The following is a 15,034-nucleotide window of genomic DNA, read 5'->3' on the forward strand; positions in this document are numbered from 1 at the left end:
GACAGTTAGATGGCTCTTGAAATTCTCATGCCCGCCCTGTCACCCACGATGGAAGAAGGCACGCTCGCTAAATGGCTGGTCAAAGAGGGCGATAGCGTTGCTTCGGGTGACCTGCTGGCTGAAATCGAAACAGACAAAGCAACGATGGAATTTGAAGCTGTTGATGACGGTGTCATTAGCAAGCTTTTAGTTGAAGCGGGCACTGCGGGTGTAAAAGTGAACGCGCCAATCGCGCTTTTGCTCGAAGACGGTGCCGCGCAAGAAGAAACAGAGGTCGCAAAAACACCAATCGCCGAAACTTCTGTAATAGCGCCCTCTCTGTCGCCTAATCGCGTTTTTGCCTCACCGCTCGCGCGGCGCATTGCTGCGGATCGCGGCCTCGATCTTGGATCGCTCAAAGGGAGTGGACCAAAAGGGCGTATCGTCAAAGCGGATGTGCTTGGTGAGCCCAAGCAAACATCTGCAATCAAAGCACCTGCGCCACTTGCCCCGCCACCAAGCCCTTTAGCAAGTTCTGACGCTGTTGCGGCGCTCTACGAGGGACGTGTCTTTGAAGAGATCCCGCTTGATGGGATGCGAAAAACCATCGCCGCGCGTTTGACAGAGGCCAAGCAAACCATCCCGCATTTCTATTTACGCCGCGATGTGTTGCTTGACGAACTCCTCGCGTTTCGTGCTCAGATCAAAAAAAAGCTGGCTAAACGAGACATTAAGCTCTCGGTCAATGATTTCATCATCAAAGCCTGCGCTCTTGCTTTGCAAGATGTGCCTGCTGCGAATGCAGTTTGGGCTGGCGATAGAGTTTTGCAAATGTCGGCGTCCGATGTGGCGGTCGCCGTCGCGGTAGACGGAGGATTGTTCACACCAGTTTTGCTAGATGCGGACTCGAAGTCGATGTCCGCGCTATCGACTGAAATGAAAGACCTCGCATCGCGTGCAAAAGAAAGAAAACTCGCCCCGCATGAATATCAAGGCGGCAGTTTCGCAATCTCGAATTTGGGAATGATGGGCATCGAAAATTTTGATGCAGTAATCAACCCGCCCCATGGCGCGATATTGGCGGTCGGCGCAGGCGTCAAAAAGCCTATCGTTCAAGACGATGGCAACCTTGGTGTTGCAACGATAATGTCGCTTACGCTTTCGGTTGATCACCGGGTCATTGATGGGGCGTTGGGTGCACAGCTTTTGGCTGAAATAAAAGACAATCTAGAAAACCCTGCGGCAATGCTGGCCTAAGCTTCATTTTCCAAATTAAACTCTCGCCGAAGGCACCGCCTGCCCCATTGGGGCAGGCTCAATCAAATCTGCGGCTTTTGCCGCAGGCCTTTCAACAAAAGTTACTTAGGCGCTGAGTTGATCAGTTGGTCCATTGAGACCGAGGGTTGATCGCATCCCGCCTCTCCCACGATTTTGGCTGGAACACCCGCAACAGTTTTGCAAGGTGGCACTTCCGCCAAAACAACTGAACCGGCAGCGATGCGGCTGCAATGCCCAACTTTGATGTTGCCAAGAACCTTGGCACCTGCCCCGATCAGCACTCCATCCCCGATTTTCGGGTGGCGCTCTTCTTCTTCTTTGCCCGTACCGCCAAGGGTTACAGAATGCAGCATCGACACGTTGTCACCCACGACGGCGGTTTCACCAATTACGATGGAATGGGCATGATCAATCATGATGCCTTTGCCGATCTTTGCCGCAGGGTGAATATCAACGCCGAAAATTTCTGACACCCGCATTTGAACAAAGAACGAAAGATCAAACTGTCCCTTAGACCATAGCCAATGCGCAACGCGATAAGCTTGGATTGCCTGAAATCCTTTAAAGAAAACAATAGGCTGCAGTAAGCGATGGCAAGCAGGATCACGCTCTAAGATGGCCATCAAATCCGCCCGCGCGCTCTCTACAATGGAGGGGTCTTCCGCATAGGCTTCATCTGCAATATCGCGCAGGATAATTTGACTCATCTCATTCGAATGCAATTTGGCCGAAAAGCGATACGACAATGCCTTTTCGAGATTGCTGTGATGCAAAATGCATGCATGCAACAAGCCACCCATAAGCGGTTCATCTTGAACTGCCTGCTGTGCTTCGCGGGTGATACGATCCCAAACAGGATCAACCCGATGTAGTGGCTTCGTTGCTTGTTCCATTGCATTTTCCTTCATGCTGGTCCCTCACCTTACCCAGATAAGCATTTTAGGACAAATGCAAAGCACTGATAGATCACATCTACGCGCGTGATTGATTTTCTGTTTTGTTTAAATGACCCTCAACACCGTGCAAAACCAGTGCAAGCGTTTCGATCGTGTCTCGGGACAGCTGTGTTGGCATCGCCGCTATTCCAATGCGCAAAGACAAGGCGCTCAGTGATCCATCCCCATAGAGGGGATGAACCCTGCCGGTTATGTCGACATAAGTTTGTGCAAAGTTCGCGCGCCTGAGGAGCGACGCACATTTTTCGCGTCGCTGGCCCGGCGAAAATCGCAACAGATAGCGCATCGCAAGGATGCAATCAAACAAGCTAACTTGCATCAAAGTGACGTCCCTTGGGTGAGCCGCGCAAAGAGCCCAGGTCCAAAGCGATCAGAAATCTGCGCTACGCGAAACTCATAAACGCCCATAGCGCCATCCTCGACACGCGCGCTCAAAGGATACGTGTAGTGCGCAGAAGCGGTCATTTCCTCGCGAACGATTTGACCCCCAACTACGACCCGAACCAAGTATTGTTCCTGCTCTTCACCTAGCGGAACATCGCCCCAGCCCCATTCATCGCCCTCGATACGTGTTCTGCGTAGCCAGCTGAAGGTAACATCTGCGTTTTCCAAATCAGCGCGCAAATGCGCAGGTGGATAGGGCCGCAGCCCCGCGCCTTCAAAACTTTCAACGCGAACTTCATAAGATGGATCATCATATCCGCGAAGCGCTGGTCCAACCCTATAGTGACGCTCGACACCTCGATCAGAACTGCGAAGCCTGACTTGATTAGCAACGCCGTTGAGCAACACAAATGTTGATCCAATGGGCCAGGCATACGGCATCAATCCGTCAGTTCCAAACTGCCCTCGCAGTCTGACACTTAGCTCATAGGTATCTGGCGCGACCAAGTCCGCGTTCTGGAATTGAAACACTTCCCAGTTTTGCGAAGATCCATCGCCAATCGCGGCGAGATTGCCTCCGCTTAACAAGGTTTCACGCGCAATGCTCTCGAGTTGATCACTTGCCAAACGCACGCGTAACGGCGCCCCGCGATCAATCAGCCCTGCACCACTGGCAAACAGCGGCGTTTCTGTCTCCCCGATAATCGATCGACCCATAACATAGGTATTAAACCCATAATCTGCATCTATCGGTGCATCATAGAGCGATACGGCCGTTGGCCAAGGCGTCGCTGTCACCGCGATATGAGGTGCATAAGGAACCTCATTGCCTGTCATCAAAGGCAGATCAAGAAAGTACGGTAGCACAGGCGTCGCTGGAATGAAGGGCCGGGACGTGCCGGTTTCGCCGTCATAAGGCGCAGGGCGATAGACGTTTGGCTCGATCCGCACGGCTTCCAACAATTGGCTTGCGCCCTGCTCTATTCGATCAACGCGAAACTGCGTATCGCTTTGCGCAGTCCCTTTTATTCGAACAATGTCGCCAGCTTTCACAAACAGTTTTGATGGAGGCAGCGCAAATTTTATTGCCTCGCGCGACACCCTTGCTTCGCTTAGCCAACGTTCCAACGTTTGACGCGCCTCTGCGCGCGTCAACGCCATCGGAAGGTCGGACGAAGACACTGCGTGGCTACCGTCTTGCGGTAAAACGGTTTCTTCTACAATGACATCAAAGTCAGCGTCCGCTTCGACAAAGCTCGCACGCAAACGTCCAGCGAGATCCGCGTCCGATCCGCGGATAACCTCCAGTGCGCCCTCAATTTCGCTATGCTCGGCAAGATGTTCAGCTTCAATCTCAATATCGCTTTGACCATCGCGCATTGCAAAATGCAAAACACCTTCGCGTTCAATCGCATCAAACCCAAAACGCAGCATCAAAGGCTGCAGTGCACTGCGCGCTTCCAACACATCGGCAATTTGATAGCCGCGGACGACGCCATAAAGCTGGCTCACATCAAACCTGGTTTCCCCTGCAAGCATACAAATTTCTGCAACAACCGATGCAAGAGATCGTGACGTCGTCCGTCCGTTCAACCAATGTCCACGCCAATAGTTTTCCCCATCAGACCAAATATCAACGCGATTAGGAAACTGAGGAAACGGGCGCGTGTCCCACGCCCAAGCGAAGGCGCGGCTCATATCAAGCATACGGCCACCATAACTCTCGGAGACCGGGTTATTCGCCCCCTCGCTCCAGTATTCAGTCATCGCCTGCAGATATTGCATTTGCATCAGCTCGTCGCGCTGACCATTCGAATAGCGTGGCTGACTTGATTCAGAGGATTTGGGGTCAAGAAACTTGTTTGGTTGATTGCTCCCTTTATCAATCGCGGCGCAGCCAAATTCGGTAAACCAAATTGGCTTGGATTTCGGATCCCAAGGCGTTGCTTCGCTTTGACGTTGCCCTCCGATACGATTGTGGTGTGGCTTGCTCCACCAGTTGCGAATATCTTTGTAGCGGAAGATCCACGGCTCGTCGTAAGCGCCGTCTTCAATGTCCGTGCGAATTTGCGCCGCGCGTGCCTCATCAGAATGGTAATACCAATCATACCCCTCGCCGCCTTCGATGTTGGCTTTGAGATAGTCGAGCGAATAGATCGATCCCGCCTCTACATCGCGGTGCTCTTCCCCATCGCGCCAGTCGGAAAGCGGCATGTAGTTGTCAATTCCGATGAAATCGATGTTGTCATCGGCCCACAACGGATCGAGATGGAAATAGTGATGACCTTTTCCGTCTTGGGGCGAATACCCAAAGTATTCTGACCAATCAGCGGCATATCCTATTTTGCACGAAGGCCCCAAAAGCAAACGAACTTCTGCCGCCAACGCAATAAGCTGGCTCACAGCCGGAAAGCTATGTGCTGCGCCGCGGATTTGCGTCAGTCCGCGCATTTCGGACCCGATACAAAAAGAATCCACGCCGCCAGCCAAGGCGCAAAGCGAAGCGTTGTGCAAAATGAACCGTCGAAAGCTCCACTCGTTTGGCCCATCATAGGAAACAGAATCTGAGGAAAGCGAAAAATCCGAAGCTGAAGCCGAACCAAAGAAGTCAGCCACCTCGGCAGCGGCAGCCGCGCTTTCATCTGTTGATCCATCGCGCAATGGGGCAACCGAGCAAGTAATGCGTCCGCGCCAAGGCAATTTCGGTTGACTGCTCGACGCGCTCCAGGGATCAGGAAGACCGTTTCCGCTCAGCTGGTCCATGAGAATAAAGGGATAAAACATGACCTTTTGACCGGCGTCTTTCAGCTCAGCAATCGCTTCCAAGACCGAATTATCTGACGGCGTGCCGCCATAGACCGGCCTGCCTGATTGCTGGGCGATCACATCAGCAGAAGCACGATCCACCCCGGCGACGGACCATTGCAGCTTGTCGCCTTCAAATGCTTGCTGTTCCACTTTTGGTTTGATCTGACATTCACCACATCGCAAATCGTTGCCAAACCAGCTGACAATCAATGACGCGGCGACGCAATTTGGCAGCTCTTCCTTAAGGGCCTTTAAGGACGTCGCAATATCGCTTCGATAGCTTGGTGAATTTACGTTAACGCTCTGCTTTACACCTAACCCGTGATCGTAATGAACAGGCGTCGTGGCCAAGGCAAATTCACCAGAACCGGGCATCAATGCAACGGCTTGAATCGACTGCGTTAGATCTTTTGCGATGTCAGGCGTTTCATCTGTAGCGCCGCGAATGACTTCAAACGAGAACTGCGGCACGCGATTGCCAAAGTCTGCAAGTTGCAGGTTTTCGAACACGACATAAGCCGTGCCACGATACGCAGGTGCCATGCCTGCCCCTTCAACCGCTTCAATCTTGGGATCGGCAGCTTGGGTGCGCGATCCCCTATAAACACGCATATTCAAATCGACCGCACTGACTTCGGTGCCATCCGCCCAAACACGACCAACCGAGGTAATCTCGCCCTCGCACAGCGCAACCGCGATACTGATCGTATAGGCGTAGTTCTGCGTAATTGTCGTGTCTGAGTTGGTGATCGTTGTCGATCCCGCAACCTCGCGCCGCGCCCCTTTGCCGCCGCTGCTCTGCGCGCTTTGTGTTTGAGTGCTAACCTGCGTCGCAGTCGAAGTGTAAACGCGCTCTTCAAACTCGCTAGACCAGATGACCTGCCCCGCCACGCGCATGCGGCCAAAGATTTGTCCGATCGGGCGCCCTTCCCCCGCGCCGGTTAAACGAAACCGGTTCATTTGGCCTGTTTGCACGGTTTCCGATCCACCGCCGATTATATGCTGATCTGTGCGGACAGAGCGGCGATCTATTGACGCGCCAACCATAGCGCCTGCAAAGCGCCCGATCGCCGACATTGATAGCCCAAGAACAGAACCTCCGACAGAAGCCCCCAAAGAAGCACCCGCCGCGGACAAAAGGATCGTAGCCATGTCTTATACTCCTAAAGGAAAACAGAAACGTGCAGCAATTTTTCGCTGCCAAGGTGGGCTAAGCGGGCTTTCTGTAACGGCATGTCCGCTATAGGCGTGGATGAACATGCTCTCTTCGCCAGCGCGCGAGCAAACCCCCAAATGTTTAGCAATTGATCCCGCGCGCATACGAAACAGCAGAACATCGCCAGCGCTCAAAGCCCGCTCTTGCGGTTCTAAATACCTAAGCGCGGCACGTAGCAGAACTTCATCGCCTTGAGGCTCAGCCCAGTCTTGAGAATATGGCGGCACTACCTCAGGTTCGCTGCCGTAAAGAGTACGCCAAATCCCACGCAGCAACCCCAAACAATCGGTTCCGGCATGTTGAAGCGACGCTTGATGACGATAGGGCGTTCCAATCCAAGAACGTGCAATGGCAACAACACGCTCGGGCGGCATAAGAGCAAGGCTCATCGTCTACTCCCCCCATCAAGCGCTGGTGCTTTGGAGGGGTGCACCATCATCCATTCTTCCTCTGGAATGTCAGGAAATCCGCGATAATTCAGAGCGTTCGAAAACTTGAGACGACAGGTTTCAAACCGTTTGTCGCACCCAGCGGTCAAAGCCACGATATCGCCTGCCACAATGTTTGCGCGCAAAGGCTCCCAAAGCGTAATCTCACGCAGGCCATTGCGCGTGCGATCAACCTTTATCGCAGCGGTTAGGTTCGCTGCGCCGCCGCTTAAGACGGTCAGCACACCGCGCTCGAACCACGCGCTATCGAATCCGCTTAAATCGCTAAATCGAAAGACGCGCGCATTTTCGACCTGCACCACGCTACGTTCGGCTCGATAGATCGCGCTTTGGACCGCAACGCCGCAGGCACTGTCGCCAAGAACCGCAACGCACGGCCTTTGATAAACCCGCCCTACTGGACGGTTCAGCATATCCGTCAAACCACGTAGCTCAGCTTGAAATGCACCGCCAGTGCGGCGAATTTCTCCGATGTTTCCGCGAAATTGAACAATTCTCTGACGCGTATCAGCCCAATTGAGCAACCAGGATGTCACCTCGGCCCCGTCAAAGCGCCCGGCATCAATATCACTGTCGGTAATCGCGGCATCGCTAATGGCGCCAATGGCTTCGGTGTTGTCAACCGAGAGTCCGGTGCTTTGCTGCAAGGCGAGCGCGGATAAACCAGTGTCTGGCTTGAACGTCATGCCCTCGAAATCGAGTGCCAAATCGTGATCTGTAAAGCCGTAAACGATCCCGTCACTGCGCTCGATTTTCCACGCTCGGCAAAGCGTTGTTACGCCTGTATCAAGATGCGCTTGAAGCGTTTCGGGGAACGCACTCATAACCGCACCTCAACAACTGGGATGCTTGGCACTTCACCAGCTTGAAAACTGGCAGCCGAGGTATGAATGCGATCTGTGTCAAACCGAACTGGCACATCAAATTCAAAGCCCGCGGTCACTTCGCGCCCCTCATCTGGCGCCCGTTCAAACGCGATAAGCCCGCGCTCAAGATCCACCTCAAAATGAACGCCCTCGTTTTGCTCATCCCCCGCAAGGCTCACGAATACAGTTCCGCTCACCGGTTTTGAGATGATGCGCGTATAGCTGGCTTCACCCGATAAATAGGTTTTGCTCAGTTGAAATTCTCGCGTTTGGCCGTCGCCAAAACCAATCGTTTGATCGCCAAGCGCAACCGACTGTGAGGGCTTACATGACTTGAAATCAGACCAATCTTTCCAGCGGAACGCATACATTTGACCGCGCCGCGCCTCGAAGAAATTGAGTACGTCATCCACATCATCCATCGCGCGCAGCCCAACACCTGCATCATAGCGACGACGCGAATGCGCCCAAGGTGTGTTGCGTTCTTCAAACCCGTTACTCAGCGTTACAATATCGGTGCGCCGCTCGGGCCCACCTGTTGATCCAAAGCTAAGCGCCGCCGGAAACCTGACTTCATGAAATTGCATCTGCTACCCCTCCAACTTAGGAAATTTTGATCAACGCGAGCGCTGCGAACGGCCTAGCGCGCGGCTCATTTGAGCGGCGATCTGACTTTGCGAGCGCTTAAAACCTTCAACATCGGGTGTTGAGATATTCACAACGATTTGCGACGCGCTACCGCCCTGCCCTTGTGCGCGAACCCCAAGGCGCCCATCCGCGCCTCGTGTCAGCGGCATGATTGCCTCAGGACCAGCTTCGCCCATTAGGCCTATGCCGCCACGCATCGGAAAGGTGGTCGGCCCATCTACAACGCCGCCATTTGCAAATGCGGTTACGCGCCCCTGCGCAAAGCTGCCGCCATCCGCAAAGGGTAAGAGCCCCTTGAACAAAGCATCCATGCCACCCGTAATCATTCCCGAAACATGGTTCGTAACGGGTTTAACAGCGGCATTAAGCGCAGTATTGGCCATGGATTGCCCAACATCTTTTAACGCATCGCTTAGCTTTTGACCGTCAAAGACAACGCTTTCGAATGCGCCGCGAAGCGAGCGGCTTAAAGAAGCATCAAGGCCTTGTACGCCCTTGCCAGCGGTCTCGAACGTGCCTTGAATACGCTTCATTTCCGCATCAAACGTCGACGCCATTCCAGCAGCATTGGCAAAACTGTCTTCCAATGCATCAAGCTGCGCTTCCATCGGGTCAGAGCTGTCAAATTCACTCATCTTGAACTTTCCTTTCTTCGATTGGCCCATCTGGATATGCACGCAGCAAATCGCTTAGACGGGCTCGTCCCATTGGCGCATTTCCTGCGCCATGTCCGAGCATCACCATCAGTTCGGCTGGCGTAAGCGCCCAGAACTCCCCTGGGCCCAGCCGCAGTTGAACGAGCCCGGCGCGCATCAATTGAGGCCAATTTACGAGCTTCATGCGCGGCGCTCCTCCGGTAACAGAAAGGCGCGCGCCAACAATCGCGCTGCCACCTTTGCCGCTCCCATGGGGCCGCCGCTAACTTCGGCCGCAAGCAAATCCGCGCGCTCCACTTCCCAGCCGCCCCCGCGCAATCCCGCAACAATTAGGCCCAGCACGTCACTGCTCGAAAACCCGCCGCTCTCAAAGCGTTCAACCAAAGCAACGAGTGTATCCTCGCCCAAATCAACCTCTAACTCAGCAAGAGCCCCAAGCGTCAAAGACATCGGGCGTTTTACGCCATCAATCTCAATCTGGACGACACCGCTCCACGGGTTTTCCATTAGCTATCCGCCGTAAAGACGAGCTCGCCAGCGGAGGCCATCGACATCTCATATGTCGCCTCACCATTGTGCGATCCAGCATATTCAATCGAGCTGATCTGGAATGGCCCTTGCACAACGCCGAAATCAGGAATGATCACCTGAAAGTTCGGAATTTCCCCATCAAAAAAGATCTGCCGCGCGCGCTCATCCGTCGCTTCGTCGCGAAATACACCCGAACCAGACAATGCAGCTGTCTTTACACCGGCACCCGCCAGCAGCTCGCGCCAACCGCCTGCGCTACTTAGGTTAGTGACGTCGACAGTTTCCGCGTTAAAACTCACGCGCGTTGCTCTCAATCCAGCCAAAGTTTCAAATGTGCCGCTGCCATTGGTATCCACTTTGATCAGCAGGTCTTTTCCATTCTGCGCACCCATGATGCTCACTCCATTTCTAAGAAAAATTACAGATCCACCTCACGCCTCAAGGCGTGCTCGGAACTTCAGATCAATCTTGCGTTGACCAGATGAACTGCGCTTTGCAGTGCTGGCTCTGAACCAAAAGCCAACCACGCGCCCCTCGCTCAAGACGAGGTCGGAACTGTCCAATGCAGTCCAAACCGCGCTGGCCGCTTGTTTCAGTGTCAGAAAACTATCTGCCGTGCTGATCAATGAAATCAGCACATCATGCTGGCTGCCCGCACCACTGACGTCGGACGAATCTTTGACGACTTCTTCGCCAATCAGCACATAAAGATCTGGCACAGGGCCGGCAGGCATTGCATCGTAGATATGTGCATTAACGATCGCACCCAACTCGACGTTCGCAACAAGACGATCGTAGACTGCACTCTGCAAAACATCAGATAATAAAACGCTCATACTGCGACCTCTTCTGTTGCAAAACAGGTCAGATACCGACCAACAGGCTGCGCTTCCGCAACAGCGGTGATCCGATAGATCCGTGTCCCTTCGCGAAGCCTCTGATCTGGCCTCGGGCGCATGCTCGAACCTTGCGGCGCTGCGCGCAGCGTAATCTTCAATGAAAGCTTGGAGCGCGAAACGCCGAGCCCGCCGCTCTCTCGACCTGAGAAACTGCGAACCTCTGCCCAAAGCGTTCCAAGCGTGCTCCAGGTGCTGCGCAACCCGCCCGCGCCATCAGCAATCTCGCTACGTTCTTCCAGCACCAATGCGCGGTTTAAGTTCGGCACGCTCATACCGTTGCTCCCGTAAACAACCGCATTGGGCGATAACGCTCTAGCAAAGACTGAACACCGAAGGGCATACATCCGCGCGCCAAAGCAGTTTCATCACGATATTCGTAGTAGTGCGCTGCAAGTAAAAAGACCGCCTGCGCAAGATCGTTCGGCACATCATCCCAAGCTTCGCCATAACCGGCCACAAAACGAATGACCGCTTTGCCCCCGCGTGGAATGCTTTCAAAACCTGCCCCCAATGAAATAAGCTTGGGACGCTGCCCGTCTTGCTCCAAGCCATACTGCGCTGGATCTAGCGCTGCGCTAGCTTTGCTTGCGTCAACCAGCTCGACCGCTGAAACCTGAGAAACGGGCGCCAACGGAAGCGTTTCGCAAGCCGCGTCGCGCCAATGCGTCACCGACCAGGAAAACTCGCGCGCAATCAGAGCCTTACCAATACGCGCTTCGATTGCGGCCAATGCTGCTCGCAGAAAACTGACAAGCACCGGCTCTTGCACATCATCCTCAGCAAACCCCGTGCCAAGTCGTAAATGCGCTTTGAAAGCAGCGAGGGGCAATACCTCGTCGGGCACAATAGCCTCTTCAATCAACATCATCTCTCTCTCCAAATGACTTGCTTCCCCAGGGCAAAGGTGGACGCGCACAGCTGCATTGCTCGGACGGAGGGGAGCAGCTAGACAACACAGGGTCTCTCTCTGCACGCGTCCATAGGGCGAAAGGCCAAACCAAAGGGCCAGCCTTTCGCGATCGCAGCTCAGCTCTTAGCTGATTGCGAACTTCAGCAGTTTAATGGCGTGGAAATCCGTCACAGCGCCGCCCACTCGTTTGGTCGCGTAGAACAAAACATTCGGCTTGGCAGAGAATGGATCGCGTAAAACACGCAGATCAGGACGTTCCGCTACAGTATACCCGGCGCCGAAATCACCGAAGGCAATCGCACTCGCATCGCTCGCTACATCGGGCATGTCTTCGCAAATCACGACTTTGTATCCCAAAAGCAGCGAAGGCTCCCCCGCAGCAAAGCCGTCGGACCACAAGAAACGACCATCGCCGTCCTTCATTTTGCGAACTCGCCCAGCGGTTTTGGAGTTCATCACAAATGCCCCATTGGCGCGATAGCGCGCAGGCAGCGCATAAACCAGATCGACAATTGCATCACCGGGATCTGCCGCTGCGAAGTCTCCATCAACACCGGTCGCTATATAGCCAATCTCACCCCAGGTCTCGCTCCCGTTAGGCGTAGACGTGTAGGTTAAAACACCCGTCGGCTTGTCAATGCCATCGCCGTTGATGAACGCATCGCTTTCAGCGCGCGCGAATTTGTCTGCAATCTTTCCAGCAAGCCAGCTTTCAATGTCAAATGCACTGTCATCTAGCAACCGCTGTGACACCTTCGGCAGCGCACTAAGCTCATGCAACGCAATCGAAATGCGATCCACCTGCGGCGTACCCGTCTCTGCACTTGCAGCGGTTTCATCCGCCCAGCCAGCGCCTGCATCAGAGTGATCCACCAATACGTCATAGGACGTCGCTTCGACATTCACCACCGCAGCAATCGCACGCAATGACGCCGCGCCGCGCAAAACGCTTTGCACCGCTTCAGAGGTTTGCGGATCAACCAAATAGCCGCCATCGGCCGCCACCGCAGTGGACATCGCCTTGCCTTCCATCTCGATCCCGCGCAGCGCATCTTCATCGCCGCTGCGCAAATAGGCACCAAATGCTTTCTCATGTGGCGCGCTCTCAAGCACTGCTGAAGACAAAGCAGGACGGGCTGCACGGCTTAGTGATTTACGTTCATACATAGTCAATCGCTCTTCTTGCTGTTGAAATCGTTGGTCTGTTGCAGCCCGATGGCTCTGAAAGCCGGCCACGAAATCCGCCAGTGCAGATTTCAGTTCTTGGGCAGGAGACAGATCTTCCCCGGCCCGAGAATTCATCTCAGGATCGCTCATCGCTTTGTCCTTCTTGGTTAAGTTTAGGTCTTCATTTCCAACGCCGCATCGCGCAGCACATCGGCCAAGGCGCGAAATTCGCGGCTTTCGTGCAGGGCACGGTCATGCTTTGCACCTACGCGCGCGCTGGGCAGCATTGGGAACGTCACGAGGGACACCTCCCAAAGCTCTAATTCTTGCAAACAGCGCGTTCCAGCTTCGCCGCGCGTTGCTTTCTTGGTGCGATACCCGATCGACAAACCGTCCAGCGCTTCCGCTTGGATCAACGCAGCTGCTTCGCGTCCACGCGCCACCGACTCCAGCAAACGCCCCTTTACATAAAGGCCACGCTCATCTTCGCGCACGTCATCCCAAACCCCAATTGGCGCACTTGGATCATGCTGCCAGAGCATTTTGACACGCCGCCCCTGCGCATTAAGGGTCTTTAGAGAGGCGCCATAGGCCCCCTTGGCTACAACATCTCCGCCCTGATCTGCTTGCCCAAACAGCGACGCATAGCCCTCGATTTCGACGCCATCCTTCACTGTCAATTCGTCTCCAAACCGACAAAACTTACGCTCTAAACCGCTCTCAAACTGCATGTTCATCCTTTCCCAAAGAGAAACCAAACCCCGTTCCTCTCTCCAAAAATATCCCGGGGAGTCTGCGCATCGCGCAGACGGGGCAGCGCCCCAAATCCCATCAACCGCCAAGCAACAATGGCTGCACAGCTTGCGCGAGGATCACCGCAACCACGCCATAAACGGTGAGCCAAAGACGCCGCTCCAGCCGTTCCATCAACGCTTCAATGCGATCCAAACGGTTGCCCAATGCCTCAAATTGCAAACTGGCAACGCGCTCATGTGCCTCTAGCCGCAAAGCTGGCGCGCAATCGAAGGCTTCAAATCCATACCGCTCAGCCACCGCGCACCTCGTCTGATAATGGCGGCAAACCCAGCAGCGCGCGCTTTTCATCTACGCTCAGGAAGTCCGCGCCGGCCACACGGCTCCACTGCGCGTCCCGCTCCACAGCCAATGCGGCCACCTGATCAAGATCAGGCTTCACCTCAACGGACTCACCTGTGTATCCAGCCAGCCAAGCCCCAAGTTTTCCTGCAACTTTACCTGCAAGGGGCACCACCACCTGTCGATAGAACGCACGGTTGGCTTCTTGGTAATTGGCGTAAGTCGCATCCCCAGGAATTCCCAAAAGCATCGGCGGCACTCCAAAGGCAATCGCAATCTCTCGCGCAGCCGCCTCCTTGGTCTTCTGAAACTCCATGTCAGAGGGGGAAAACCCCATCGGTTTCCAATCCAAGCCGCCCTCAAGCAACATAGGACGTCCTGCGTTCTTGGCACCTTGATGATAGGCTTCCATCTCATCTTGCAAACGGCGGTATTGCTCTTCGCTCAATGCCCCCTGACCATCTGTGCCCCTATAAACCATAGCGCCTGACGGACGTGCTGCATTGTCAAGCAGCGCCTTTGACCAGCGCGATGCGCTATTGTGCACATCCAGCGCAGTCGCCGCAGCTTGCATAGGGGATAGACCATAGTGATCATCTTGCGGATGGAAGGATTTGATATGGCAGATTGGCGTGATCGAGGCACCAACCTCAAAGCGCGCCTTTCGCGCACCAACCGCATATTCATATGCGATAGGCCAACCATCATTTCCCGGAACAACACGCATGCGATCCGAACGCAGCACATGCAGTTCATGCGGCGCACCTATTTCGCCCGACACCGCCTCTACATAAGCATCGCCAGACAACAACAATTGCCCAAACAAGCTCTCCAAAAACTCGGGACCACCTTGCGCGCTGTTCGGCGCAGCCAAAAGCGCAAGAATTGGGTGCGTATCAAAACGCCGAGAGGCATCTTGCAAGACCAATGGCACCGCCGCCGCCGCCTCTGCAATCAGTTTTACCGCGCGAAACCCCACGGGATTTCCAGCAAAACCAGTGCGCGTCAAAGACACTGTATCGCGCGCCGACCAGGCCACGCGCGCTGCGCCGTGATAGGATATCACCGGCCCTGTCGCGCTCGCTTTCGCCTCTGGCGCGACATCTTGCGCGCCGCGTCGTTTGAGAAAATCAAATGCCATTTTTCACTCCTGCTTGCGCAACTTATCTGCCTGCGCACCGCGTCGGTGCGC

At 54.6% G+C, this 15,034-nt stretch carries 17 protein-coding genes; 1 reads left to right on the plus strand and 16 read right to left on the minus strand.

The features are described from left to right. Positions 1-9: 9 nt before the first annotated feature. Positions 10-1,236: a 2-oxo acid dehydrogenase subunit E2 gene (locus ACRBCU_RS08225; protein ID WP_431364892.1), complete on the plus strand. Its 1,227-nt coding sequence runs from the start codon at positions 10-12 to the stop codon at positions 1,234-1,236. A gap of 101 nt (positions 1,237-1,337) precedes the next feature. On the opposite strand, the gene cysE is transcribed toward ACRBCU_RS08225, so the two are convergent. The 16 genes from cysE to ACRBCU_RS08305 all read right to left on the minus strand — a co-directional run bounded on the left by cysE (position 1,338) and on the right by ACRBCU_RS08305 (position 14,983). Continuing rightward, positions 1,338-2,150: a serine O-acetyltransferase gene (cysE, locus tag ACRBCU_RS08230; RefSeq protein ID WP_431364893.1), complete on the minus strand. Its 813-nt coding sequence runs from the start codon at positions 2,148-2,150 to the stop codon at positions 1,338-1,340. Between the two features lie 381 nt (positions 2,151-2,531). Beyond that, on the minus strand, positions 2,532-6,557 hold the full coding sequence (locus ACRBCU_RS08235) for a baseplate multidomain protein megatron (RefSeq protein WP_431364894.1): 4,026 nt from the start codon (positions 6,555-6,557) through the stop codon (positions 2,532-2,534). A gap of 3 nt (positions 6,558-6,560) precedes the next feature. After that, entirely contained in the window at positions 6,561-7,010 is a 450-nt protein-coding gene (locus tag ACRBCU_RS08240) for an NlpC/P60 family protein (protein WP_431364895.1), read from the minus strand. Further along, positions 7,007-7,894 (minus strand): DUF2163 domain-containing protein, encoded by an 888-nt coding sequence (locus tag ACRBCU_RS08245; RefSeq protein ID WP_431364896.1) that lies wholly within the window; start codon positions 7,892-7,894, stop codon positions 7,007-7,009. The genes ACRBCU_RS08240 and ACRBCU_RS08245 overlap by 4 nt, the downstream gene beginning before the upstream one ends. Then, complete coding sequence (locus tag ACRBCU_RS08250) at positions 7,891-8,523, minus strand: phage distal tail protein, Rcc01695 family (RefSeq protein WP_431364897.1); 633 nt, start codon at positions 8,521-8,523, stop codon at positions 7,891-7,893. Before ACRBCU_RS08250 ends, ACRBCU_RS08245 begins: the two co-directional genes overlap by 4 nt. A 30-nt stretch (positions 8,524-8,553) precedes the next feature. Beyond that, positions 8,554-9,219, minus strand: a complete 666-nt coding sequence (locus tag ACRBCU_RS08255) for a phage tail tape measure protein (RefSeq protein ID WP_431364898.1) — start codon at positions 9,217-9,219, stop codon at positions 8,554-8,556. Then, positions 9,212-9,424 (minus strand): rcc01693 family protein, encoded by a 213-nt coding sequence (locus ACRBCU_RS08260; RefSeq protein WP_431364899.1) that lies wholly within the window; start codon positions 9,422-9,424, stop codon positions 9,212-9,214. Before ACRBCU_RS08260 ends, ACRBCU_RS08255 begins: the two co-directional genes overlap by 8 nt. Continuing rightward, positions 9,421-9,747 (minus strand): gene transfer agent family protein, encoded by a 327-nt coding sequence (locus ACRBCU_RS08265; protein ID WP_431364900.1) that lies wholly within the window; start codon positions 9,745-9,747, stop codon positions 9,421-9,423. The genes ACRBCU_RS08260 and ACRBCU_RS08265 overlap by 4 nt, the downstream gene beginning before the upstream one ends. Further along, complete coding sequence (locus ACRBCU_RS08270; RefSeq protein WP_431364901.1) at positions 9,747-10,163, minus strand: phage major tail protein, TP901-1 family; 417 nt, start codon at positions 10,161-10,163, stop codon at positions 9,747-9,749. Before ACRBCU_RS08270 ends, ACRBCU_RS08265 begins: the two co-directional genes overlap by 1 nt. Positions 10,164-10,202: 39 nt before the next feature. Next, on the minus strand, positions 10,203-10,607 hold the full coding sequence (locus tag ACRBCU_RS08275) for a DUF3168 domain-containing protein (protein ID WP_431364902.1): 405 nt from the start codon (positions 10,605-10,607) through the stop codon (positions 10,203-10,205). Next, positions 10,604-10,942, minus strand: coding sequence for a head-tail adaptor protein (locus ACRBCU_RS08280; RefSeq protein ID WP_431364903.1), 339 nt, complete (start codon positions 10,940-10,942; stop codon positions 10,604-10,606). The genes ACRBCU_RS08275 and ACRBCU_RS08280 overlap by 4 nt, the downstream gene beginning before the upstream one ends. Then, positions 10,939-11,538, minus strand: a complete 600-nt coding sequence (locus ACRBCU_RS08285) for a head-tail connector protein (protein ID WP_431364904.1) — start codon at positions 11,536-11,538, stop codon at positions 10,939-10,941. The genes ACRBCU_RS08280 and ACRBCU_RS08285 overlap by 4 nt, the downstream gene beginning before the upstream one ends. A gap of 165 nt (positions 11,539-11,703) precedes the next feature. Beyond that, on the minus strand, positions 11,704-12,897 hold the full coding sequence (locus ACRBCU_RS08290; RefSeq protein WP_431364905.1) for a phage major capsid protein: 1,194 nt from the start codon (positions 12,895-12,897) through the stop codon (positions 11,704-11,706). Positions 12,898-12,920: 23 nt separating this feature from the next. After that, positions 12,921-13,478 carry an HK97 family phage prohead protease gene (locus ACRBCU_RS08295; protein ID WP_431364906.1) on the minus strand — a complete coding sequence of 186 codons (558 nt, stop codon included), beginning with the start codon at positions 13,476-13,478 and terminating at the stop codon, positions 12,921-12,923. Between the two features lie 100 nt (positions 13,479-13,578). Further along, positions 13,579-13,851, minus strand: coding sequence for a GTA head formation protein, RCAP_rcc01685 family (locus tag ACRBCU_RS08300; protein WP_431364907.1), 273 nt, complete (start codon positions 13,849-13,851; stop codon positions 13,579-13,581). Continuing rightward, entirely contained in the window at positions 13,793-14,983 is a 1,191-nt protein-coding gene (locus ACRBCU_RS08305; protein ID WP_431364908.1) for a phage portal protein, read from the minus strand. The genes ACRBCU_RS08300 and ACRBCU_RS08305 overlap by 59 nt, the downstream gene beginning before the upstream one ends. Between the last annotated feature and the right edge of the window lie 51 nt (positions 14,984-15,034).

The organism is Planktotalea sp. (assembly GCF_050633725.1).
In the GTDB taxonomy this organism is placed as follows: Bacteria; Pseudomonadota; Alphaproteobacteria; order Rhodobacterales; family Rhodobacteraceae; genus Planktotalea.

Bases quoted from the DNA above. Each gene is read 5' to 3' on its own strand.
- ACRBCU_RS08240 (WP_431364895.1), bottom strand. From the start codon at position 7,010: ATGAGCCTTGCTCTTATGCCGCCCGAGCGTGTTGTTGCCATTGCACGT.
- ACRBCU_RS08280 (WP_431364903.1), bottom strand. From the start codon at position 10,942: ATGAGCGTGCCGAACTTAAACCGCGCATTGGTGCTGGAAGAACGTAGC.
- ACRBCU_RS08225 (WP_431364892.1), top strand. From the start codon at position 10: ATGGCTCTTGAAATTCTCATGCCCGCCCTGTCACCCACGATGGAAGAA.
- ACRBCU_RS08270 (WP_431364901.1), bottom strand. From the start codon at position 10,163: ATGGGTGCGCAGAATGGAAAAGACCTGCTGATCAAAGTGGATACCAAT.
- ACRBCU_RS08265 (WP_431364900.1), bottom strand. From the start codon at position 9,747: ATGGAAAACCCGTGGAGCGGTGTCGTCCAGATTGAGATTGATGGCGTA.
- ACRBCU_RS08295 (WP_431364906.1), bottom strand. From the start codon at position 13,478: ATGCAGTTTGAGAGCGGTTTAGAGCGTAAGTTTTGTCGGTTTGGAGAC.
- ACRBCU_RS08285 (WP_431364904.1), bottom strand. From the start codon at position 11,538: ATGATGTTGATTGAAGAGGCTATTGTGCCCGACGAGGTATTGCCCCTC.
- ACRBCU_RS08290 (WP_431364905.1), bottom strand. From the start codon at position 12,897: ATGAGCGATCCTGAGATGAATTCTCGGGCCGGGGAAGATCTGTCTCCT.
- ACRBCU_RS08245 (WP_431364896.1), bottom strand. From the start codon at position 7,894: ATGAGTGCGTTCCCCGAAACGCTTCAAGCGCATCTTGATACAGGCGTA.
- ACRBCU_RS08255 (WP_431364898.1), bottom strand. From the start codon at position 9,219: ATGAGTGAATTTGACAGCTCTGACCCGATGGAAGCGCAGCTTGATGCA.
- ACRBCU_RS08275 (WP_431364902.1), bottom strand. From the start codon at position 10,607: ATGAGCGTTTTATTATCTGATGTTTTGCAGAGTGCAGTCTACGATCGT.
- ACRBCU_RS08235 (WP_431364894.1), bottom strand. From the start codon at position 6,557: ATGGCTACGATCCTTTTGTCCGCGGCGGGTGCTTCTTTGGGGGCTTCT.
- ACRBCU_RS08250 (WP_431364897.1), bottom strand. From the start codon at position 8,523: ATGCAATTTCATGAAGTCAGGTTTCCGGCGGCGCTTAGCTTTGGATCA.
- cysE (WP_431364893.1), bottom strand. From the start codon at position 2,150: ATGGAACAAGCAACGAAGCCACTACATCGGGTTGATCCTGTTTGGGAT.
- ACRBCU_RS08305 (WP_431364908.1), bottom strand. From the start codon at position 14,983: ATGGCATTTGATTTTCTCAAACGACGCGGCGCGCAAGATGTCGCGCCA.
- ACRBCU_RS08300 (WP_431364907.1), bottom strand. From the start codon at position 13,851: ATGAAAAGCGCGCGCTGCTGGGTTTGCCGCCATTATCAGACGAGGTGC.
- ACRBCU_RS08260 (WP_431364899.1), bottom strand. From the start codon at position 9,424: ATGAAGCTCGTAAATTGGCCTCAATTGATGCGCGCCGGGCTCGTTCAA.